The sequence below is a fragment of the Sphingomonas panacisoli genome (assembly GCF_007859635.1).
Taxonomy (GTDB): Bacteria; Pseudomonadota; Alphaproteobacteria; order Sphingomonadales; family Sphingomonadaceae; genus Sphingomonas; species Sphingomonas panacisoli.
Genome location: NZ_CP042306.1, coordinates 1,722,012 through 1,743,345, shown reverse-complemented (window position 1 = coordinate 1,743,345; position 21,334 = coordinate 1,722,012). Strand labels below are relative to the sequence as shown.

The 21,334-nt window shown below is 66.1% G+C and carries 23 protein-coding genes; 12 read left to right on the top strand and 11 right to left on the bottom strand.

Features of this window, described 5'->3' with window-relative positions; genetic code table 11:
- Positions 1–102: 102 nt before the first annotated feature.
- Positions 103–1,173: a PA0069 family radical SAM protein gene (locus FPZ24_RS08915; RefSeq protein ID WP_146571219.1), complete on the bottom strand. Its 1,071-nt coding sequence runs from the start codon at positions 1,171–1,173 to the stop codon at positions 103–105.
- Positions 1,174–1,225: 52 nt separating this feature from the next.
- Between FPZ24_RS08915 and FPZ24_RS08910 the strand changes: the two genes are divergently transcribed.
- Positions 1,226–1,561 (top strand): VOC family protein, encoded by a 336-nt coding sequence (locus FPZ24_RS08910; protein ID WP_146571217.1) that lies wholly within the window; start codon positions 1,226–1,228, stop codon positions 1,559–1,561.
- Positions 1,562–1,645: 84 nt separating this feature from the next.
- On the opposite strand, the gene moaB is transcribed toward FPZ24_RS08910, so the two are convergent.
- From moaB to FPZ24_RS08895, 3 genes are all read right to left on the bottom strand, one after another.
- Positions 1,646–2,173 (bottom strand): molybdenum cofactor biosynthesis protein B, encoded by a 528-nt coding sequence (gene moaB, locus FPZ24_RS08905; RefSeq protein WP_146571215.1) that lies wholly within the window; start codon positions 2,171–2,173, stop codon positions 1,646–1,648.
- A 107-nt stretch (positions 2,174–2,280) separates the two neighbouring features.
- Positions 2,281–3,990, bottom strand: coding sequence for a lytic transglycosylase domain-containing protein (locus tag FPZ24_RS08900; RefSeq protein ID WP_338061642.1), 1,710 nt, complete (start codon positions 3,988–3,990; stop codon positions 2,281–2,283).
- Complete coding sequence (locus FPZ24_RS08895; protein WP_146571213.1) at positions 3,987–4,712, bottom strand: uracil-DNA glycosylase; 726 nt, start codon at positions 4,710–4,712, stop codon at positions 3,987–3,989. Before FPZ24_RS08895 ends, FPZ24_RS08900 begins: the two co-directional genes overlap by 4 nt.
- A gap of 105 nt (positions 4,713–4,817) precedes the next feature.
- Here FPZ24_RS08895 and FPZ24_RS08890 point away from each other — a divergent pair, with 105 nt between their 5' ends.
- The 6 genes from FPZ24_RS08890 (at position 4,818) to FPZ24_RS08865 (ending at position 12,097) form a co-directional block, all read left to right on the top strand.
- Positions 4,818–6,476, top strand: coding sequence for an electron transfer flavoprotein-ubiquinone oxidoreductase (locus FPZ24_RS08890; RefSeq protein ID WP_146571211.1), 1,659 nt, complete (start codon positions 4,818–4,820; stop codon positions 6,474–6,476).
- A 75-nt stretch (positions 6,477–6,551) separates the two neighbouring features.
- Positions 6,552–7,358, top strand: coding sequence for a 4-(cytidine 5'-diphospho)-2-C-methyl-D-erythritol kinase (locus FPZ24_RS08885; RefSeq protein ID WP_146571208.1), 807 nt, complete (start codon positions 6,552–6,554; stop codon positions 7,356–7,358).
- A gap of 45 nt (positions 7,359–7,403) precedes the next feature.
- Positions 7,404–9,125, top strand: a complete 1,722-nt coding sequence (gene ilvD, locus FPZ24_RS08880) for a dihydroxy-acid dehydratase (protein WP_146571206.1) — start codon at positions 7,404–7,406, stop codon at positions 9,123–9,125.
- Positions 9,112–9,510: a hypothetical protein gene (locus FPZ24_RS08875; protein ID WP_146571204.1), complete on the top strand. Its 399-nt coding sequence runs from the start codon at positions 9,112–9,114 to the stop codon at positions 9,508–9,510. Before ilvD ends, FPZ24_RS08875 begins: the two co-directional genes overlap by 14 nt.
- The gene (locus tag FPZ24_RS08870; protein WP_146571202.1) at positions 9,507–10,919 is read left to right on the top strand and encodes an NAD(P)H-hydrate dehydratase; all 1,413 of its coding nucleotides are present in this window, start codon (positions 9,507–9,509) and stop codon (positions 10,917–10,919) included. Before FPZ24_RS08875 ends, FPZ24_RS08870 begins: the two co-directional genes overlap by 4 nt.
- Positions 10,916–12,097, top strand: a complete 1,182-nt coding sequence (locus FPZ24_RS08865) for a class I SAM-dependent RNA methyltransferase (RefSeq protein ID WP_146571200.1) — start codon at positions 10,916–10,918, stop codon at positions 12,095–12,097. The genes FPZ24_RS08870 and FPZ24_RS08865 overlap by 4 nt, the downstream gene beginning before the upstream one ends.
- A gap of 9 nt (positions 12,098–12,106) precedes the next feature.
- Here FPZ24_RS08865 and truA read toward each other — a convergent pair whose 3' ends face one another.
- Both truA and fmt read right to left on the bottom strand, forming a co-directional pair.
- Complete coding sequence (gene truA / locus FPZ24_RS08860; protein ID WP_146571198.1) at positions 12,107–12,847, bottom strand: tRNA pseudouridine(38-40) synthase TruA; 741 nt, start codon at positions 12,845–12,847, stop codon at positions 12,107–12,109.
- Positions 12,844–13,806, bottom strand: a complete 963-nt coding sequence (fmt, locus tag FPZ24_RS08855) for a methionyl-tRNA formyltransferase (protein WP_146571196.1) — start codon at positions 13,804–13,806, stop codon at positions 12,844–12,846. Before fmt ends, truA begins: the two co-directional genes overlap by 4 nt.
- A 53-nt stretch (positions 13,807–13,859) precedes the next feature.
- On the opposite strand from fmt, the gene recR reads away from it, so the two are divergent.
- Genes recR through FPZ24_RS08840 form a run of 3 tightly spaced genes read left to right on the top strand, consistent with a single transcriptional unit; the run spans position 13,860 to position 15,372 of the window.
- Positions 13,860–14,456 (top strand): recombination mediator RecR, encoded by a 597-nt coding sequence (gene recR, locus FPZ24_RS08850; protein WP_146571193.1) that lies wholly within the window; start codon positions 13,860–13,862, stop codon positions 14,454–14,456.
- A gap of 44 nt (positions 14,457–14,500) precedes the next feature.
- Positions 14,501–15,025 (top strand): peptide deformylase, encoded by a 525-nt coding sequence (gene def / locus FPZ24_RS08845; RefSeq protein WP_146571191.1) that lies wholly within the window; start codon positions 14,501–14,503, stop codon positions 15,023–15,025.
- Between the two features lie 56 nt (positions 15,026–15,081).
- Positions 15,082–15,372, top strand: coding sequence for a GIY-YIG nuclease family protein (locus FPZ24_RS08840; protein ID WP_146571189.1), 291 nt, complete (start codon positions 15,082–15,084; stop codon positions 15,370–15,372).
- Between the two features lie 40 nt (positions 15,373–15,412).
- Here FPZ24_RS08840 and FPZ24_RS08835 read toward each other — a convergent pair whose 3' ends face one another.
- A complete protein-coding gene (locus FPZ24_RS08835; RefSeq protein WP_146571187.1) occupies positions 15,413–17,074 on the bottom strand; it encodes a formate--tetrahydrofolate ligase in 1,662 nt (553 codons plus the stop codon).
- Positions 17,075–17,400: 326 nt separating this feature from the next.
- On the opposite strand from FPZ24_RS08835, the gene FPZ24_RS08830 reads away from it, so the two are divergent.
- Positions 17,401–18,756 carry a DNA recombination protein RmuC gene (locus tag FPZ24_RS08830; RefSeq protein ID WP_146571185.1) on the top strand — a complete coding sequence of 452 codons (1,356 nt, stop codon included), beginning with the start codon at positions 17,401–17,403 and terminating at the stop codon, positions 18,754–18,756.
- A 31-nt stretch (positions 18,757–18,787) separates the two neighbouring features.
- Complete coding sequence (locus FPZ24_RS08825; RefSeq protein WP_186728698.1) at positions 18,788–19,618, top strand: tetratricopeptide repeat protein; 831 nt, start codon at positions 18,788–18,790, stop codon at positions 19,616–19,618.
- A gap of 3 nt (positions 19,619–19,621) precedes the next feature.
- Here FPZ24_RS08825 and FPZ24_RS08820 read toward each other — a convergent pair whose 3' ends face one another.
- Genes FPZ24_RS08820 through FPZ24_RS08805 form a run of 4 tightly spaced genes read right to left on the bottom strand, consistent with a single transcriptional unit; the run spans position 19,622 to position 21,326 of the window.
- Positions 19,622–20,422 (bottom strand): TrmH family RNA methyltransferase, encoded by an 801-nt coding sequence (locus tag FPZ24_RS08820; protein ID WP_146571181.1) that lies wholly within the window; start codon positions 20,420–20,422, stop codon positions 19,622–19,624.
- A gap of 18 nt (positions 20,423–20,440) precedes the next feature.
- Complete coding sequence (locus FPZ24_RS08815) at positions 20,441–20,638, bottom strand: hypothetical protein (protein WP_146571179.1); 198 nt, start codon at positions 20,636–20,638, stop codon at positions 20,441–20,443.
- 11 nt (positions 20,639–20,649) lie between these two features.
- Positions 20,650–20,919: an HPr family phosphocarrier protein gene (locus FPZ24_RS08810; protein WP_146571178.1), complete on the bottom strand. Its 270-nt coding sequence runs from the start codon at positions 20,917–20,919 to the stop codon at positions 20,650–20,652.
- Positions 20,919–21,326, bottom strand: coding sequence for a PTS sugar transporter subunit IIA (locus FPZ24_RS08805; RefSeq protein WP_146571176.1), 408 nt, complete (start codon positions 21,324–21,326; stop codon positions 20,919–20,921). Before FPZ24_RS08805 ends, FPZ24_RS08810 begins: the two co-directional genes overlap by 1 nt.
- Between the last annotated feature and the right edge of the window lie 8 nt (positions 21,327–21,334).

The following is a 21,334-nucleotide window of genomic DNA, read 5'->3' as shown; positions in this document are numbered from 1 at the left end:
TCAACCGTCAATGCGAAGCTCAATCACGCTGTTCGCACAATTGAAGAACGCGCCAGAATTATCGCGAACACGCGAAATATCGCTCTGATTCGTTATCTTGCTCTAGAACAACTCGCCCTGCGCCCCCCTCGGCGGTCTGAACAGATCCGTCCGCACCGCCAGCCGCTCCCGGTTCAGCCCGTGCTTGCGGATCGCGATTTGGAAGCGCGTACGGATCAGCTCCGCCCAGGGTCCTTGTCCCTTCATCCGCGTGAAGAAATCCGGATCGTTGTCGCGGCCGCCCCGCAGCGACTGGATGATCGCCATCACCTTGCCGGCGCGGTCGGGGAAATGTTCGTCGAGCCAGGCGCGGAACAGCGGCGCGACCTCGTGAGGAAGGCGAACGGGGAGGAAGTTGATCCCCCGTGCACCGCTTTCGGCCGCGCGCTCGACGATGTGCTCGATCTCATGGTCGGTGATCGCGGGAATGACCGGCGCGATCGACACGAATACCGGCACGCCGGCATCGGCCAGACGGCGCACCGCGGTCAGTCGGCGTTCCGGGTGTGGGGCTCGGGGCTCGACGGTCCGCGCGATCTTGGGGTCGAGCGAGGTGACCGACACTGCGACCGCCGCCAGCCCCTTTGCCGCCATGGGGCCGAGCAGGTCGATGTCTCGCACGACGCGGTCGGACTTGGTGGTGATGGTCAGCGGGTGGTCGGTTTCCGCCAGGACTTTGATGCACTCGCGCGTGATCTGCCAATGCGCCTCGATCGGCTGATACGGATCGGTATTGGTGCCGAACGCGATCGGACGGCAGACATAACCGCGTTTCGACAATTCCTCGCGCAACAGCACCGGCGCGTTAGGCTTCGCGAACAGCTTGCTCTCGAAATCCAGCCCCGGCGACAGATCGTGATAGGCGTGCGTCGGCCGCGCGAAGCAATAGATGCAGCCATGCTCGCACCCGCGATACGGATTGATCGAGCGGTCGAAGCCGATATCGGGGGACTGGTTACGCGTGATAATCGTACGCGGCGTTTCGACCGTCACGCTCGTCTTGAGCTTGGGCGGCGCGCCGTCGATATCCCCCAGCGCATCGAGCCAATCGCCATCGGCCAGCCGCTCGGGCAGGTTGAAGCGGCTGCTCTCGCGGTTGATCGTGGCGCCGCGGACGGGACGGGCTTTTGCCATTGCCACGATGTATCGCGTGCGATAGAACATAGCAAGAACATTGGAGACGGTGATGGCCAAGCTCAACTATGTCGAACTGCCCGTGCAAAGTACCGCGACGACCAAGGCGTTTTTCGCCGCGGCGTTCGGATGGGACTTCACCGATTTCGGCGACGACTATGCGGCAACGATGACGGGGCAGACCGATCTCGGCCTGAACGGCGACCGGTCGCAATGGACCGCGGCGCCGCTGGCGGTGATCCAGGTGGACGATCTCGAAGCGACCGAAGCCGCGGTGACCGGGGCAGGGGGTACGATCACCCAGCCGATCTTCGCGTTTCCGGGCGGGCGGCGATTCCATTTCCGCGATCCGAACGGGAATGAACTGGCGGCGATGCAGCCGGCATGATCGTCGCCCCGGCGAAGGCCGGGGCCGTTGCGTGATTCGCAGCGCGGCCAGCGATCCCGGCCTTCGCAGGGATGACGAATCTGCTCAACGCTCCGCCAGGCGCGGCATCAGATCGACGAAGTTGCAGGGGCGAAAGCGGCTGTCGAGCTGATCCTGGAGGATCATGTCCCAGCCGTCCTTCACCGCGCCGGTCGAGCCGGGGAGGGCGAAGATGTAGGTGCCGCCGGCGACGCAGGCGCAAGCGCGCGACTGGATCGTCGAGGTTCCGATCTTGGCGTAGCTCAGCCAGCGGAACGCCTCACCGAAGCCGGGAATCATCTTCTCGGCAACCGCCTCGACCGCCTCGGGCGTGACGTCGCGGCCGGTCACGCCGGTGCCGCCGGTGGTGATGACGACGTCGATGTCGGGGTCGGCGATCAAGTGCGCGAGGCGCTCCACGATCGCTTCGAGATCGTCACGCTCGATCGCGCGGTCGGCGAGGATGTGGCCGGCGGTGGTCAGGCGCTCGACGAGCGTGTCGCCCGATTTATCGTCAGCCGAGCTGCGCGTGTCGGAAATCGTCAGGACGGCGATGCGGACGGGAAGGAACGCGCGGGTTTGGTCGATGGGCATGGAGCCGGCCTAGGCCAAACCGTGCTCCTGCGAAAGCAGGAGCCCAGGGTTACGGGCGGCTCGCTTTTGGCTCTGGGTTCCTGCTTTCGCAGGAACACGGGAAAGGCTTATTTCGCCCCGGGAAACTTCGGCCACTTGCCCTGCGCCAGCGCTTCGCGGCTCGGCGATTTCAGGCGGCCGTCCTTGGCCTCGTACATCCAGTAATTGCGCATGACGGTCGTTACGTAACCGCGCGTTTCCCAGTACGGAATCGATTCGATGTAGAGCAACGGGTCGCCGCCATCCTTGACGATGGCGTTCCATTCGGTGACCGGCACCGGCCCGGCATTGTAGGCGGCCATCACCTTGATCAGCGATCCGTTAGCGAAGCTCTGCGTGCTGAGCCGTTCGAGCGTGCGCTGGCCGACCGCCATGTTGACCGACGGCATCGTCAGCGCGCCGCGATCGACGGTGATGCCGCGCTCGCGGGCGTAATCGACGGCGGCGGCGGGCATGATCTGCATCAAACCATAGGCACCGGCCGGGCTGATGACGTTGCGCTTGAACCGCGATTCCTGGAGTGCGTGGGCGTAGACTAGCGCTTTGTCGATCGTCCAACCGCCATCCGGCGTCCATTTCGGCGCCGGGAAGCGCGCAATCGTCGGCGCCTTGACCCCTTGCGGGCAATTGTTGCCGAGCCACATCAGCGTCTCGGGCAGGTCGAGCGTTTCGGTCAGGCGGACCAGCGAGGCATATTCGATCGACGGGCCGATCTTCGCCTGCTGCTTGAGCACGTCATCGGCCAGATCGGTCTCGCCAATCTCGACCAACGCCGCCGCGACGCGGACGTTCGGGCGGTTCTGCAGCTTGTCCCAATCCGCGAGCATCAGCTCGTCGGAAACGCGGGGCTGTTCCTTGATGCCGAGCTGCTGCCGCGCGAGCATGCCGTAGAACGTCTCGTCGAGCTGTGCCGCATTCTTCAGCCGCGCTTCGACGAGCTGCGGCTTCGCGCATTTCATGTCGGCGCGCGCCGCCCAGTAAAGCCCGGCCGCGCGCAGTTCGACGTCGCTGGCGCGCGCCGCAACCGACACGAAGGCCTGGCCGGCGGCGGTGCAGTCACCCTGGCGCCACGCGGCAAGCCCGCCGACCCACTGGCCCTGGACCGCCCAGTCGCCGTTGCCGATGCTCGCCTTGGCGGCCATCGCGCGGGCGTTCATGTCGTCGCCCTGCAGGAAATAGATCCACGCGACGCGCTGTTGCCATTCGGTCTGCGCGTCGGGGGTCAGGTTCGGGGTCGCTTCGAGCAGTGCCTGCGCCTCGGGACCCATGTCGCCCTTGATGAAGGGCTGCATCTTGAGCGCGAGTTCGGCGCTGGCGAGATCGTATTTAGTCGTCGCGGCCCGGCCGCGGGTAGAGGCGCCGTTGGCCCAGATCAGCTTCTGCGGGACGGGAAGGCCCGGCGTGACGACGCCGCGCGACATCAGGATCTTCGCGATCGCGGGCGCCTGCGGGAGTTCGGGCGCGTTGGCCAGGATCGCGAGCAACGGGTCGTTCTCGACCTTGGGCGATCCCTTGGCGAGATAGAGTTGCGCCGCCGCGATCGAATGGAGCGGGCCGGGCTTCATCGTGGTCAGCTGAATCTGCGCATCGACCCAGCGTTGTTCGCGGATCGCCTTGAATACGGCGCGGTAACCGTCGCGCTGACCGGAATCGAGTTGGGAGGGGATCCCGCGCGTCATCACCGCACCCGTCGGCGGATCGCCGGCGGCGAACGCCGGGCTCGCCACGACGGGCGTCAGCGCCAGCGCGGTGGCGGCGAACAGATACGCGATTTTCACTCCAGCCCCCCGATCAACACCCTGAGGTCCCTCCACGCATCCGCTTTCGCCGCAGGGCGCTCCAACAGGAAGCGCGGGTGAAAGCTCGCAACGACCTCACTTGTCCCCTTATCATGATGAACAGCGCGTAAACTTCCACGGGCATTGGCGACGTCCAACCCTGTGATCGCACGACTCGCCGCATTCCCGAGCGCGAGGACGCGTTTCGGCGCCGCGAGCGATAGGTGATGGCGGATCAAGGCTTCCATCTGCTGCCCGGCTTCGTCGGTGACCCGACCCGCCGGCGGACGCTTTACGGCGAGCGCGGTCAGGTAGATCGATTGCCGGTCGCGGCCGATCGCGGCGAGCATACGGTCGAACAACCGTCCGGCGCTGCCCGACAGCAACGCGCCGGCCGTGTCGTCCTCTCGATCGGGCATGTCGACGACGATCATTAGGCCGGTCGCGGCGTCGCCCTGGGTACCTAGCGCCTGACCCGGCCAGCCCGCCTCGGGCGTCCCCGGACCGACCCGCCATTCGACGAATTCGGCCAGCGTTTCGGGCAGCTTGAACGCCTCGACCGGCGCTTCGCGCACCGCGGCGGGCAGCTTGTCGGGCGCCGGCATCTTCGCCAGCCAGTCGCGCGGGTTGTCGTCGATCTCGCAATCAACCCCGGCGTCGCGCCACCATTCGAGCGCGCTGGCGACGCTCGCGCGCCAATCGTTATGCTGGTCGGCCCCCATATGTTGCCCATAGAGACGATAGTTGACGGCGGGGTCAATTCGTTGGCACCGCTTTCGGGGTTATTCCGTTGTCGTGACACGACAACCGGCGTTTGGAGACTGGGGATGAGCGAACGCGAATCGATGCCGTACGACGTGGTGATCGTCGGCGCTGGGCCGGCGGGACTGGCGGCGGCGATCCGGCTGAAGCAACTTGCGGCCGAAAAGGGCGGCGACATCGCGGTCTGCGTGCTCGAAAAGGGTTCCGAAGTCGGCGCGCACATCCTGTCCGGCGCGGTGATCGATCCCAAGTCGCTCGACGAGCTGATCCCCGACTGGCGCGACAAGGGCTGTCCGCTGGCGGAAGTGCCGGTCAACGATAACCAGCACTGGATCCTGACGAAGAAGAAGCGGTTTTCGATGCCGCATATCTTCACCCCCGGCTTCATGCACAACAAGGGCACGTACACCGGCAGCCTGGGTAATCTGTGCCGTTGGCTGGCGGGGCAGGCCGAGGAGTTGGGCGTCGAGATCTTCCCGGGCTTCGCGGCGGCGGAAATCCTCTACAATGACGACGGCAGCGTGAAGGGCGTCGCCACCGGCGACATGGGCGTCGCGCGCGACGGCAGTCACAAGGGCGATTACCAGCCTGGGCTCGAGCTCCACGCCAAATATACCTTCTTCTCGGAAGGCGCGCGCGGGCATCTGACGCGTCAGTTGGTCGATCGCTTCGACCTACGTGCGAACTGCGAGCCGCAGGTCTATGGCCTCGGCATCAAGGAATTGTGGGACATCAAGCCGGAGAACCACGCCGCCGGCCGCGTGATCCACTCGCAGGGCTGGCCGCTCAGCGAGAGCGGGTCGAACGGCGGCGGGTTCCTGTATCACCAGGCCAATGGGCAGGTCGCCTTGGGCTTCGTGACGTGGCTCAATTATTCTAACCCGTATCTTTCTCCGTTCCAGGAAATGCAGCGCTGGAAGACGCACCCGTCGATCGCCGCGATCCTGGAGGGCGGCAAGCGCGTTTCCTATGGCGCGCGCGCGATCAGCGACGGCGGGTATCAGTCGGTGCCGAAGCTGGTGATGCCGGGCGCCGCGCTGATCGGCGATACCGCGGGCTTCCTCAACGTGCCGCGGATCAAGGGCACGCACACCGCGATGAAATCGGGCATGATGGCGGCCGAGGCCGGCTATGACGCGGTCCATTCGCAGCGCCAGGGCGACGAACTGACCGCCTATACAGATGCTTACGACAACAGCTGGGTGAAGAAGGAGCTGTCGGTCGTCCGAAACGTCCTGCCGCTGGTCGAGAAGTTCGGCGAAGGATTCGGCACGGTGCTGGCCGGCATCAACATGTGGCTCGAATCGTTCGGCATCAAAATGCCTTTCACGATGAAGCATCATCCCGACCACAAGAGCCTGTGGCGCAAGGACATGGTCGCACCGATCGTTTATCCCAAGCCGGACGGCGTACTGACCTTCGACCGCCTATCCTCGGTGTTCCTGTCGAATACCAATCACGAGGAGGATCAGCCGGTCCACCTGACACTCAAGGACCCGAACATCCCGGTCGATTACGACCTGCCGATGTACGACGAGCCGGCACAGCGTTATTGCCCGGCCGGGGTCTACGAGATCGTCGGTCAGGAAGAGGGCGATCCGAAGTTCGTGATCAACGCCCAGAACTGCGTCCACTGCAAGACGTGCGACATCAAGGACCCGACGCAGAATATCGTGTGGGTGGTGCCGGAGGGAGGCGGGGGGCCCAACTATCCCAACATGTAACCGTTCCCCGGCGGAGGCCGGAGTCCAGCTTCGGGCCGGTCGCAACTGGACCCCGGCCTTCGCCGGGGCACAGCAATGATCACCGAACCCGCTCCCGCCAAGATCAACCTCGCGCTCCACGTCCGCGCGCGGCGGCCCGACGGCTATCACGAGATCGAGACGTTGTTCGCGTTCTGCCGCGATGGTGATGCGGTGACGATTACCGAGGCGGAGCAGGACAGTTTCGCTGTCAGCGGCCCCTTCGCGTCGGCGCTGTCCGGAGAAGGAAACAACCTCGTCATCGCGGCACGCGACGCGTTCGCCGCGACGTTCGGCCCATTGCCATCGCTCGCGATCACGCTCGATAAGCACCTTCCCGTCGCGTCGGGGATCGGCGGGGGCTCGGCCGATGCTGCGGCGACGCTGCGCGCTCTTGGACGACTTCAAGGCGTCGCGATCGACGATATGTTCGACGTTGCGCTGTCGCTCGGATCCGACGTGCCCGCCTGCCTGCTCAGCAGGAGCGCGATCGGCGGAGGGCGGGGCGAGAAGCTGACGCCGATCGACGGGCTGGCGGATACGCCGGTCCTACTGGTCAATCCGCGCGTTGCCGTGTCGACTGCGAAGGTTTTTGCCGGGTGGGATGGAGTCGATCGCGGTGCGCTCGGGGAGATTGCGGACAGCCGCAACGATCTCGAGCCTCCCGCCCGCCAACTTGCGCCGGCGATCGGTGCGGTGTTGTCCAAGCTGGCCGAGCAATCTGGCGTCACTTTGGCGCGCATGTCAGGTTCTGGCGCGACCTGTTTTGCGCTGTTCGACAACGCCGCCGCGCGGTGGGCCGCGCATGCCGCCATCGCCGCTATGCACCCCGATTGGTGGTATCTTGAATCGACCCTCGCGTAATAGTCTTGCGCAAAAGACCCGTCTCGCGACATAGGCGGTCGCGCTATGACCCAACGCTTCGACAAATCGACCCTGCCGAGCCGCTACGTCTCGGTCGGCCCGGAACGCGCCCCGCACCGCAGTTACTATTACGCGATGGGCCTCACCGAGGAGGATATCGCGCGCCCGTTCGTCGCGCTCGCCTCCGCGGGCAACGATAGCGCGCCGTGCAATACCCGCCTCGACGACCAAGCCGACGCCGCGCGCGAGGGCGTGATCGCCAACGGCGGCATGCCGCGCCGCTTCAACACGATCACGGTGACCGACGGCATCGCCATGGGCCATCAGGGGATGAAATCCTCGCTCGTCAGCCGCGAGGTCATCGCCGATTCGGTCGAACTGTCTGTGCGCGGCCATTGCTACGATGCGCTGGTCGGGTTCGCCGGGTGCGACAAATCGCTGCCCGGCATGATGATGGCGATGCTCCGCCTCAATATCCCGTCGATTTTCGTTTATGGCGGGTCGATCCTGCCCGGGCGGTTCCACGATAAGGACGTCACCGTCGTCGATGTGTTCGAAGTCGTGGGTAAATATGCCGCTGGGACGTGTCCGCTCAGCGAAGTCCATGCGCTCGAAAAGGTCGCGTGTCCCGGCCACGGCGCGTGCGGCGGTCAGTTTACCGCCAATACCATGGCATGCGTCGGCGAGGCGATCGGATTATCTTTGCCGAACAGCAATATGGCTCCGGCTCCTTACACCACGCGCGAGCAGATCGCGGTCGCTGCCGGGCATCAGGTGATGGATTTGCTGGAGCGCAACCTGCGCCCGCGCGACATCTGTACCCGCGCCGCCTTCGTCAACGCGGCGCGCGTGGTGGCGGCGACCGGCGGGTCGACCAACGCGGCACTGCACTTACCAGCAATGGCGAACGAAGCGGGGATCGAATTCGACCTGTTCGACGTCGCCGAGGCGTTCAAATCGACGCCGTACATCGCCGACCTCAAGCCCGGCGGACAGTATGTCGCAAAGGACATGTACGAGGCCGGCGGCGTCTACATGCTGATGAAGACGATGCTCGACAACGGCCTGCTCGACGGCTCGTGCATGACCGTCACCGGCAAGACGCTGGGCGAGAATATCGACGAAGTTACGTGGAATCCCAATCAGAAGGTCATCTATGACGTCAAGGCGCCGCTGAGCCCGACCGGCGGTGTCGTCGGCCTGCGCGGATCGCTCGCGCCCGATGGGGCGATCGTCAAGGTCGCCGGCATGCACCGCCTGCAGTTCGAAGGACCCGCCCGCTGTTTCGATTGCGAGGAGGATTGTTTCGCCGCGGTCGAGGCGCGATCGATCAACGAGGGCGAAGTGCTGGTCATTCGCTACGAAGGACCCAAGGGCGGCCCCGGCATGCGCGAGATGCTGTCGACCACCGCGGCGCTCTACGGCCTGGGCATGGGCGAGAAGGTCGCGTTGATCACCGATGGGCGTTTCTCGGGCGCGACGCGCGGCTTCTGCATCGGCCATGTCGGCCCCGAAGCCGCCGATGGCGGGCCGATCGCGCTGATCGAGGATGGCGATAGGATCCGCATCGATGCCGAGGCCGGAACGATCGATCTCGACGTTTCCGACGACGTGCTCACCCAGCGCCGCGCTGCTTGGCGACACCGCGTGAACGACTATCAATCGGGCGCGTTGTGGCGCTATGCCCGAAACGTCGGTCCCGCGTCGCAAGGCGCCGTCACCCATCCCGGGGCCGCGGCGGAGACGCACGTTTATGCGGATATCTAGCGCGGGCCTGCCGGCTCTGCTGCTGGCGGCATGCAGCCAGCAGTCGGCCGACCCCGGTGCGATGTCCAACGCGATCGATAACGCGCAAGCAGCTGCCGGCGGCGACGAGCGGATCGAGTGCGCCGCGGCGGCGGGCTCTACGGCGTTCGCGCGCGACTGCACCGTCGAGCGGACGCAATCGACCGAGGGCTTGATCCTCACCGTTCGCCGCCCCGACAACGGCTTCCACCGGCTCCTCGTCGTCACCGACGGCCGCGGCGTGATCGCCGCCGATGGTGCCGAAAGCGCCAAGGTCACGGTGATCGGCGACGGCCGGATCGAGGTCGCGATCGGCGGCGACCGCTATCGCCTGCCCGCGACGGTGAAAGCCAAGGACGGCAAGTGACTCCGATCGACGGCCAGCCGATCCTGACCGCCGCCCAAATGCGCGCGGCGGAAGACCGCGCGATCGCGGCGGGATCGAGCGTCGAAGAACTGATGGAGCGCGCAGGCGCCGGCGTTGCCGAAGCCGTTCGCCGCCTCGCCGCCGAATCGCCAGTGCTGATCCTGTGCGGACCGGGCAACAACGGCGGCGACGGCTATGTCGCGGCGCGGGTGTTGCGCAAGAATGGCGTCGAGGTGCGCGTCGCCGCCATGGGCGATCCAAAGACCGACGCGGCGCGGAAAGCGTGCGAAGGGTTGGGACTAGATGTCGAGCCTTTCGGCGTCGATCTGATCGATCGACAAAAACAGTCGCCGGTATTGGTCGATGCGATCTTCGGCACCGGCCTGTCGCGCGAGGTGGATGCCCGCGTGGCGGATACGTTGGGCTCGCTGGTGGCTTGTTCGCGCCTACCGATCGCGGTCGATCTGCCGAGTGGCGTCGATACCGACAGCGGCGCGGCGCTGTCACGCTCGCTGGGCCATTATCGGCTGACGCTTGCGCTGGGTGCGCTCAAACCTGCCCATGTGCTCGAGCCGGCTGCCCAGATCTGTGGCGCGGTCCGCGTGCTCGACATCGGGCTCCACGACCTCTTGAGCCCATACCGTGTGCTGGCCAAGCCCGACATCGGCCCGCCACCCGCCGACGCGCACAAATATTCGCGCGGGTTGGTGGCGGTGATCGGCGGCGACATGCCCGGCGCGAGTGCGCTGGCGGCGGAAGCGGCGATGCGGGCGGGGGCCGGCTATATCCTGCTGTTCAATGAGTCGGGGGCGGGAGACCCGCCGCATGCCTTGGTGCGTCAAAAATGGTCGCCCAGCGCGTTGCGCACGTCGCTCGACGGCAAGAAGGCGGCGGCGATCGTGGTGGGGCCGGGCCTGGGACGGGGGAAGGAGGCCGAGCGGAAGCTCGACACGGCGATCGAAACGGACATGCCGCTCGTGATCGACGGCGACGCGCTGCACTTGCTCGATGCCGATCGATTGAAGATGGTCGCCGGACGGCGGAGCGCCACGATTCTCACGCCCCATGCCGGCGAGTTCAAGGCGGTGTTCGGCGACTATAGCGGCAGCAAGATCGACGCTTCGCTTCGTGCGGCGGCCCGATCGGCCGCGACCGTGGTCTTCAAGGGGCCGGATACGGTCATCGCGACCGCGCACGGTGACGTCACCGTCGCGCCCGCCGGGAGCAGTTGGCTATCGACCGCCGGGACTGGCGACGTATTGGCGGGGGCGATTGGCGCCATGATTGCGGCGGGTGAGGCGCCGGACGCGGCGGTCTGGATGCATGGCGAAGCGGCGCGGCGCCTGGGCGGATCGTTCATCGCGGATGACCTCGCCCGCGAACTCTCCGCCGTAAGGGCATCGCTATGAAAGCCGACACGATCATGCGCGTCGTCGCACGGGGCGAGGGCGTTACCGCCGATGGCCGCTATGCCGCATTGGCGGCGCCTGGCGATACGCTGAACGCCGACGGGTCGGTAACGCCAGGCCCGCATCACCAGGCGCCGCCCTGCCGCCATTTTCCGATATGCGGCGGATGCCAGCTCCAGCACCTGGATGACGCCGCCTACGCACAGTTCGTCACAGATCGGATCGCGGCCGCATTGGCGGCGCATGATCTGGAGACCGATATCCGCGCGCCGATCCTGTCGCCGCCGCGCACCCGCCGCCGCGCGACGCTTCACGCCGAAGCCAAAGGCGGTCGCGTAAGTATCGGATTTACCGAGCAATCGAGCCACGCGCTGGTCGATATTCAGGAATGCCATGTCTTCGCGCCGGAATTGTTCGCGGTCGTGGCCCCGCTGCGCAAGTTGTTGGCGCGGTTGGGGATGAAGCGGCGTGCCGACATCCAGATGACTTCATGCGATCAAGGGGTGGACTTGCTGGTCGGAGCGCGAGCGGACGGGCTCGCGGCGGCGGAAGCGATCATCGCCTTCTGCCAGGCCAATGGCGTAGCGCGCTTCGCGATCGACGACGGCTTGGGACCGGAAACGCGCTGGGAACCCGAGCCGGTTACGGTAACCCTCGGCGGCGTTCCGGTGCCGTTCCCACACGGTGCGTTCCTGCAGGCGACCGCGGACGGCGAGGCGGCTTTGGTCTCAGCGGTGCGCGAGGCGGTAGGAGGCGCGGCGACTATCGCCGATCTTTTCGCCGGCCTGGGCACGTTCGCGCTGTCGCTTGGTGGCAAGGTCTATGCGGCGGAGGCGGCGCGCGACGCCATCCTGTCGCTCAAGAGCGCGGCGGGGCAGGCGGGGCGACAAGTCTTCGCCGATCATCGCGATCTCTATCGCCGACCGCTGACGGTCCAGGAGCTCGACCGCTTCGACGCGATCGTCCTCGATCCGCCGCGGGCGGGCGCGCGCGATCAGGCCGTGGCCTTGGCCTCGGCGCGGACGCCGGTCATCGCATATGTTTCGTGTAATCCCAGCAGCTTCGCGCGCGATGCTCTCGCATTGTGCGATGGCGGCTACGCACTCGATTGGGTCCAGCCGGTCGGGCAATTCCGCTGGTCGACGCATGTCGAACTGGCGGCACGATTCAGCCGTTAGCGCCAAGAACTACGGATAGTCGGCGCGCAGGAAATACAGCCCGTCGGGCGGCGCATTGAAGCCTAACGCCGCGCGATCCGCTGCATCGAGCGCCGCCTTGAGGTCGTCGCGTGTCCACTTCCCTTGCCCGACCAGCGCCAGGCACCCCACCATCGACCGCACCTGGTGATGGAGGAACGACCGCGCCGAGGCGAACACGCTGAGCCGATCGCCCGCCGCCACGACGTCGAGGCGGTCGAGCGTCTTCACGGGGCTGTCCGATTGACAGTGCGCCGACCGGAACGTCGTGAAGTCATGCCGCCCGACGAGTACTTGCGCCGCATCGTGCATCGCCGCGGCGTCGAGCTCCTGCGGCACCCGCCACGCCAGCCCGGCTTCCCATGTCAGCGGCGCGCGACGCGTGACGATCCGGTACTCGTAGTGCCGAGCCAGGCAGGAGAATCGCGCATGCCAGTCGTCGGCCACTTCCTCGCACGCCAGGATCGCAACCGGATCGGGCCGCAGGCGCGCGTTTAGCGCCTCCATCAGTCGAAACGGCGTGATCGCCCGCGCGACGTCGAGATGCGCGCGCATGCCGAGCCCATGCACCCCGGCGTCCGTACGACCGGCGGCGTGGACGGTGATCGTCTCGCCGGTGATTTCATTGGCGGCACGCTCGATCGCGGCTTGGACGCTCGGCCCGTGATCCTGCCGCTGCCAGCCCATGAACGGGCGGCCGTCATACTCCACCGTCAGTGCAAACCGAGTCACAGTTGGGTGCCGGGAGGCAGGGAAAACCCCCGCAACAGCTCATCTGACGTCATGACGCCGCGTCCCGCGCGCTGGACTAGGGTGGGGCGGATCGCGCCGGTGCCGCACGCGATGGTGAGGTCGTCGCCGACTACAATGCCGTCACCCCAGCGAAAGCTGGGGTCTCGGGCGATGAGCGATTCCCGCTGCTTCGCAAGATCCCAGCTTTCGCTGGGATGACGAATGGTGGCTGACAGGACGCGGATGCGTTCGCCGCCAACTTCGATATACGCGCCAGGCGGGTTGAACGCGCGGACCTGACGCTCGACCTGCTCCGCCGGCTGGGTGAAATCGAGCCGCGTCTCGGCCTTGTCGATCTTCTTCGCATAAGTGACGCCATCGTCGGGCTGCGGACGGGGCGGGAAGGCGGCCAAATCGCCGAGAACCTCGACCATCAATCGCGCGCCCATCTGCGCCAGTTCGTCGGTCAGTTCGCCAGCCGTCTTGCCGTCGATCCCCGTCCGCCCTTCGAACATCACCGGTCCGGTATCGAGCCCGGCCTCCATCCGCATGATGCCCACGCCCGTCTCGGCATCGCCGGCCAGGATCGCGCGCTGAATCGGTGCCGCACCGCGCCAGCGCGGCAACAAAGAACCGTGGACGTTGAAACAGCCATGTTTTGGCGCGTCGAGTACCGCTTGCGGCAAGATGAGCCCATAGGCGGCGACCACTGCGATATCGGTGTCGAGCGCGGCGAATTCGGCTTGCGCCTCGGCGTTGCGCAGGCTCGTCGGCGTCCTGACGGAAATGCCCAGCGCCTCCGCCCGCGCCTGCACCGGCGACGGCGTCAATTCGCGGCCGCGCCGTCCGCCAGGGCGCGGCGGCTGGCTGTACGCCGCCGCGACCTCATGACCTGCCGCGACCAAGGCGTCGAGCGTCGGGACGGCAAAGTCCGGCGTTCCCATGAAGACGATCCGCATGGCTCGCTCATCCCGCTTGGCAGGAGGCAGGGCAACCCCCTATCTGTGCCGTCATGGCATCGCAGGAAATAGAGGCGTTGACGCAGGCGCTCGCGCGGCTCCCGGGGCTCGGCCCGCGGTCGGCGCGGCGTGCGGTGCTGCATCTGCTCAAGAAGCGGGAAGGGGCTTTGGCGCCGCTCCTGTCGGCGCTGGAGGCGGTCGATCGCCGGCTCGCGACCTGTTCGGTGTGCGGGAACATCGACACCAGCGACCCTTGCAGCGTGTGCGCGGACCCGCGCCGCGACCAGCGGAGCCTCTGCGTGGTCGAAGAAGTCGCTGACCTGTGGGCGCTCGAACGCTCGCGACTGTTTCCGGGGCGGTATCACGTGCTGGGCGGGCGGCTGTCGGCGCTCGACGGCGTGCGGCCCGAGGATCTCGGTATCGCGCGGCTGGTGCAACGGGTCGAAGCGGGCGGGATCGACGAGGTCGTGCTGGCGATGAACGCGACGCTCGAGGGGCAGACGACGGCGCACTACATCGCCGAGCGGATCGAGCAATTCCCGGTGCGGCTGACCCAGCTCGCGCATGGCCTGCCGGTCGGTGGCGAGCTCGACTATCTCGACGAAGGCACGCTGGCCCAGGCGATGCGGGCGCGACGACCCGTCGCCTGATCGGTCCGCTTGACGGGGGGCGGGGGCTTTTCTAGCTGACCGCCATGACCGTTCTCAGCATCCTCGAAGTTCCCGATCCCGGCCTCCGCGTCGTCGCCAAGCCGGTCGTTACGATCGACGCCGCCGTCCGCGCGACGGTCGCCGACATGTTCGACACGATGTACGACGCGCGCGGCATCGGCCTCGCCGCGACACAAGTCGGGATCGAACAGCGCATCTTCGTCATGGATCTGCAGGAGCCGGAAGAGGAAGACGGCGAGCCAGTGCGCAAGCCGATGACCTTCATTAACCCGGAAATTCTATCGGTTAGCGAAGAAACCTCAACCTACAACGAAGGTTGCCTGTCGATCCCCGAGCAATATGCCGAGGTCGAGCGCCCCGCACGCTGTCGCGTGAAGTGGCAGGACGAAAACGGCAAGAGCCGCGAAGAGGAATTGGACGGCCTGATGGCGACGTGCGTTCAGCACGAGATCGACCATCTCAACGGCGTGCTGTTCACCGATCACATCAGCAAGCTGAAGCGCGACATGCTGATGAAGAAGCTGGCGAAGTTGCGGAAGGCGGCGTAACAATCGTCATGCCAGCGCAAGCTGGCATCTCAGGCCGCATCGCGTAACCTCGCGTCATGGCGAAGGGCGGCTGGGTCTATATCATGACGAACAAGCCGCGCGGCGTGCTTTACACAGGCGTGACCGCCGATCTCGCAGCGCGTGTCGATCAACATCGTCGCGGGGTGGGATCGGCTTTCTGCCGCCAGTACAATCTGGACAAGCTGGTGTTCGCCGAACCGAGCGACGATATCGAGCCGGCGATCGCTCGCGAGAAGGCGATCAAAGCGTGGAAACGCGAATGGAAAATCCAACTTATCGAAAGCATGAATCCGAATTGGGAGGACTTGTTCGACCGACTGGCCTAGCCGCCTGAGACCCCAGCGTTCGCTGGGGTGACGACTAAGGCTAGAACAACCCCTCGATCTCCCCGCTTGCGCCGATCCTGATTCCCTCCGCGGCCGGTACCCTGGGTAACCCCGGCATCGTCATGATCTCGCCGCAGATCGCGACCACGAACCCGGCGCCCGCCGCCAGCCGCACTTCGCGCACGGGCACGCTATGCCCGGTCGGTGCGCCCAACGCGGCGGGATCGGTCGAGAAGCTGTATTGCGTCTTGGCCATGCAGACGGGCAGGTGGCCGTATCCCGCATCCTCCCATCGTTTCAACTGCGCCAGGACGCTCGGCTCCGCGGTGGCGTGCTCGGCGCGGTAGATGCGCGTCGCGACGGTGTTGATCTTGTCGAACAGCGGGATATCGTCGTCGTAGAGCGGCGCGAATTGCGATGGCGCTTCCGCAAGTTCGACGACCACCTTCGCCAGACCCTCCGCGCCCTTGCCGCCGTCGGCGTGGTGGGTGCAGACGATCGCGTCGCAGCCATGCGCCTTGGCGATCGCGATCACCTCGGTCAGCTCGGCGCCGGTGTCGGTGGGGAAGCGGTTGATCGCGACGACCGCCGGCAGGCCGAACTGCCGGACGTTCTCGATATGCCGCGCCAGATTGACCCCGCCGCGTTTCACGGCCTCGACGTCTTCGGTACTGAGGTCCGCCTTTGCCACGCCGCCGTTCATCTTGAGCGCGCGCACCGTCGCGACGATCACCGCGGCCGACGGCTTCAAGTCGGCCTGGCGGCACTTGATGTCGAAGAACTTCTCTGCGCCCAGATCGGCGCCGAACCCCGCTTCGGTCACGACATAGTCGGCCAGCCCCAGCGCCGTCCGCGTCGCGATCACCGAATTGCAGCCGTGCGCGATATTGGCGAACGGCCCGCCATGGACGAGCGCCGGATTGCCCTCCAGCGTCTGTACCAGGTTCGGTTTGATCGCCTCCGCGAGCAATACCGCCATGGCGCCATCGGCCTTCAAGGCCTTGGCGGTGATCGGTTTTCTGTCGCGTGAATAGGCGACGACGATCCGCCCGAGCCGCGCCTCCAGATCCTCCAGATCGTCCGCCAGGCACAGGATCGCCATCACTTCGCTGGCCACGGTGATGTCGAATCCGCTCTCGCGCGGGAAGCCGTTGGCCGGCCCGCCGAGCGACTGGGCGATGTCGCGCAACGCCCGGTCGTTCATGTCGAGCACGCGCCGCCACACCACGCGCCGCACGTCGATGTCGAGCGCGTTGCCCCAATGGACATGGTTGTCGATCATCGCCGCGAGCAGATTGTGCGCACTGGTGATCGCATGGAAATCGCCGGTGAAGTGGAGGTTGATATCCTCCATCGGCACGACCTGCGCATAGCCGCCACCGGTTGCGCCGCCCTTGGTGCCGAAGCAGGGGCCGAGGCTCGGTTCGCGCAAGGCGATCATCGTCTTCTTGCCGATCCGGTTGAGCGCGTCGGCGAGCCCGACCGAGGTGGTCGATTTGCCCTCGCCGGCGGGGGTCGGGCTGATCGCGGTGACCAGGATCAGTTTGCCGAGGTCGCGCGGGACGGGGAGGTGCTCGCGAGTGAGCTTGGCCTTGAAGCGGCCATAGGGTTCGACCGCGTCGGCGGGTATCCCCGCTTTGTCGGCGATCGCCTGGATCGGTTGGAGCGTTGCGGCGCGCGAAATGTCGATGTCGGACAGCATACAACGACGTTAGCCGCATATGCCATCTGCCGTCACCCCGCCCTCGTGCCGGGGTGACCGTCGAAAATAGCATTGTCCTACATGACGTGTTCGATCTATGTTCCACGCATGGCACGTTCTTTTTTGTATATCACTGGACACAGCACGTCGCATTGGCGTGGCATCGCCGCCGCGTCGGCGATCCCTCGCGGACGCGACAGTGTGACCATGATGAGGCGTGTGCGGCGCGCAGGCGACGCGTCGTTGGCGCTTTGCGGCGGCTTTCCCGACGCTTTTGGCCAAAACGATCGTGCTGGTGTCAACGTTGTAACCTTGCGGGTGGCCGCGTGACTGCCGTGATTCTGGTCGGCGTCGTCGCCCTGATCCTCGGCGCCGCCTTGGGCTGGCTGCTCGCGTCGCGGCATGGCGTCGGCGAACTGGCGGCGGCGAAGGTGCATGCCGATCAGCACGATTTGACGCGCAAGCTGCTCGCCGAAGTGACCGACGAGCGCGACACGGCGATGCGCTCGCTCGATTCGCACCGCGCGGCGACGGCCGAGCGCGAGAAAGCGTTCGAGGCGCGAATGGTCGAACTCATGGCGGCGAAGGATGCGCTCGCCAGCCAGTTCGCCGAGGTCGGGCAAAAATTGCTCGACGACGCTCAGGCCAAGTTCCTCCAGCGTGCCGACGAGCGGTTCCGGCAATCGGAAACGACAAGTGGGCAGAATCTCAAGGCGTTGCTGCAGCCTGTTCACGAACGACTCGAACGATACGAACAGGGCGTCGCCAAGGTCGAAGCCGAGCGCCGCGATGCGTTCGGCGACTTGAAAGGCCAGATCGAATCGATGCGTGTCGGCAGCGAGTCGGTCCGCGCCGAAGCCTCCAAACTGGTCAACGCGCTCCGCAACGCCCCCAAGGCGCGCGGGCGCTGGGGCGAGCAGCAGTTGCGCAATGTCCTCGAAAGCTGCGGGCTGTCGGACGTCGCCGATTTCCAGGCCGAAGTGAGCGTCGCCGACGGCGAGGGTGGTCGGCTGCGCCCTGACGTCATCATCAACGTCCCCGGCGGCAAGCAATTGGTGATCGACGCCAAAGTCTCGCTCAACGACTATCAGGACGCGTTCGGCGCGATCGACGACGCCGAGCGCGCGCTCGGGCTGCAGCGCCACGCCGCGTCGATGCGCGCGCATGTCAACGCGCTCGGCGCCAAGGCGTATTGGAGCCAGTTCGACGACGCCCCCGATTACGTCATCATGTTCGTGCCGGGCGAACATTTCCTGTCCGCCGCGCTCGAACAGGACCCGTCGCTATGGGACTTCGCCTTCGATCGCCGCGTATTGCTGGCGACCCCGACCAATCTGATCGCGATCGCACGTACCGTCGCGGCGGTATGGCGGCAGGAGAGGCTGGCGGGCGAGGCGCGCCAGATCGCCGAACTGGGCAAGGAACTCTATGCGCGGCTCGCGGTGATGGGCGGTCATGTCGCCAAGCTCGGCCGCAACATCGGGCTGGCCAACGACGCCTATAACGCGTTCGTCGGCAGCCTGGAGACGCAGGTCCTGACGCAGGCCAAACGGTTCGAGGAATTCAACATCGACACCGCGGGCCGTTCGATCGAATCGCCGCCGATCGTCGAGCAGACGCCGCGTCCTTTGGTGAAGCTTGCGTCGGTCAGCGAGATAGCGGATCGTTCGGCGGAAGCGTGATTCGTCGGAGTAACGGACGATGAGTTTTGGGATGTTGAGGCGCGCAACGATCGTGATGGCGGCGATGGCCGTGGCGGCGCCGGTAATGGCGGGGCAGACGATCAGGCAACGCCCGCCGGGCAATCCGGTCGAACGCTCGGCACCCGACGACGAAGACGACGATACTGCGGTGAAATCGTCGCGCGCCGCGCCCAGCCGCGACTCCGATGACGACCGGCCCTCTGTCGCGGTGCGCAATCGCGGCACTCGCTCGCCCGCGTTCGACGCCAAATACGACGCCGGCATGGCCGCGATCCGCGCCAAGAATCCGGGTAAGGCGGTCGAACTCATGCGTCCCGTACTGGCCGATTTCGAACGCCAATATGCGGGTGAGAAGCGTGACATCTTCTGCGCGCTGACGCCCGAACAATCGTCCCGCTACCTCGCCGATGCGGCGAAGGCGAACCGCCCGGCATTGGCGGTCGATTCGGGCTGGTGCCGCGCGCAATATGTCACGGGATATGCGCTGATCGACCTCGACAAGCTGGCCGAAGCGCAGACCGCGTTCGAGCGGCTGGTCCGCTTCGCCCCACAAAATGCGCGCTATCTCAACGAGCTCGGCTACATCTTCATGAAGCAGAAGAAGTGGAAGGAGTCGCTCGACGCCTATCGCCGTGCGGAAGCCGCCGCCGATCTGACGCCCGATAGGGTCAAGGAAGAACGGTGTCTCGCGCTCAAGGGCGTCGGCTACGACCTGGTGGAACTCGGCGATCTTATCGCGGCGGCAGCGGCGTACCGCAAATGCCTGGCGATCAATCCCGACGACGAGGATTCGCCGCGCGAACTCAAATATATCGAGGATCAGCGCAAACTGACGGTGTGACCGTCATCCGCGCGATCGCGCGAGTACCTCGTACGCCATCACCGCGGTCGCGACGGCGGCGTTCAGGCTGTCGGCCTTGCCGAGCATCGGCAGCTTGACCAGCAGGTCGCATTCGGCCTCGTACGCCTCGGGCAATCCCTGCGCTTCATTGCCGGTCAGCAAAAACGTCGGAGAGGCATAAGCTGCATCGCGATAGCTCGATTCGGTCTGGAGACTGAGGCCGACCAGTTGCCCAGGCCCCGATCGAAGCCACGGCACGAACTCCTCCCAGCGCGCCTGCGCGATCGGCACGGTAAACAGCGCGCCCATGCTCGCCCGCACCGCTTCGACCGAAAACGGATCGACGCAATCGTCGATCAGGATCAGCCCGCCCGCACCGACCGCGTCGCCGGTGCGCAGGATCGTGCCGAGATTGCCCGGATCGCGCAGCCGCTCGGCGACCAGCCAGATCGGCGAGGCCCCGCGGTCGAGCTGGTCGAGCGGCGTGGTGAATTCGGGGAACACGCCGACCACCGCCTGGGCGTTGTCCTTGCCCGACAGCTTGGACAGGATGTCGTGATTGGTCTCGATCGCCTCGCCGCCATTGTTCTCGACCGTGTCGATCAGCGCGGCCGCCAGCGGATGCCGCGACCCTTCGGCGGTGAAGAATAGATAGTCCGGCAACCGCCCGGCCTCGCGCGCCTCGGTCAGGATGCGCAGCCCTTCGGCGAGGAACAGCCTTTCGGCGCGGCGATGCTTCTTGTCGCGCAGCGACCGGACGCGTTTGACGAGCGTATTGGAAAAGGCGGTGATCTGACGCGGCATGGACGAGCGCTTAGCGGCTCACGACACCGCGATCCACGCGATGTTGCTCCACGGCTGGACGTAGAACTCGCCATCATGCGCGCCCTGGACGACGACGCCGACCTCATCGACGGCGATGATCGCGCGTTCGTTCGGGATCTTCTGCCCGGCGGTGCAGATCCGCACCATCAGCACGTTGTTGTTGTTCGCCAACGCGTTGCGCAGGGCTTCGAGCATAGTTTGGACCCTTAGTCCTCGCCGAACTTGGCCTCGACCAGTTCGCACAGCGCGCCCACCGCGCCTTCCGCGCCGTCGCCCTCGGCGCTGATCGTGATCGTGTCGCCCATCGCCGCGCCGAGCATCATCAGGCCCATGATCGAGGTGCCGGTGACGCCGGAGCCGTCCTTCACCACCATGACCTCGACCGGCAGGCCCGAGGCGAGCGTCACGAACTTGGCGGAGGCGCGGGCGTGGAGGCCGCGTTTGTTGGTGATCTGGACGCTGCGGCTGACCTGCATCAGGCGGCGGCCTCGCCGAGCACTTCGGACGCGACCGATATGTATTTCCGTCCCGCCTCGCGCGCCGCGGCGACGGCATCGATGACCTTCATCGTCTTGCGCGCCGACGCCAGGCGGATCAGCATCGGCAGGTTGATCCCCGCGATCACTTCGACTCGCCCGCGCTCGAGCAGCGAGATGGCGAGGTTGGACGGCGTGCCGCCGAACAGGTCGGTCAACAGGATCACGCCTTTACCGATATCCACCTTGGCGATGGCGGCGGCGATGTCGGCGCGGCGCGCCTCCATGTCGTCCTCGGGACCGATCGCGATCGCCTCGACATGCTCCTGCGGGCCGACGACGTGCTCCATTGCGGTCACGAATTCGGACGCCAGACGTCCGTGCGTCACCAAAACCAGGCCGATCATGCTTGCCC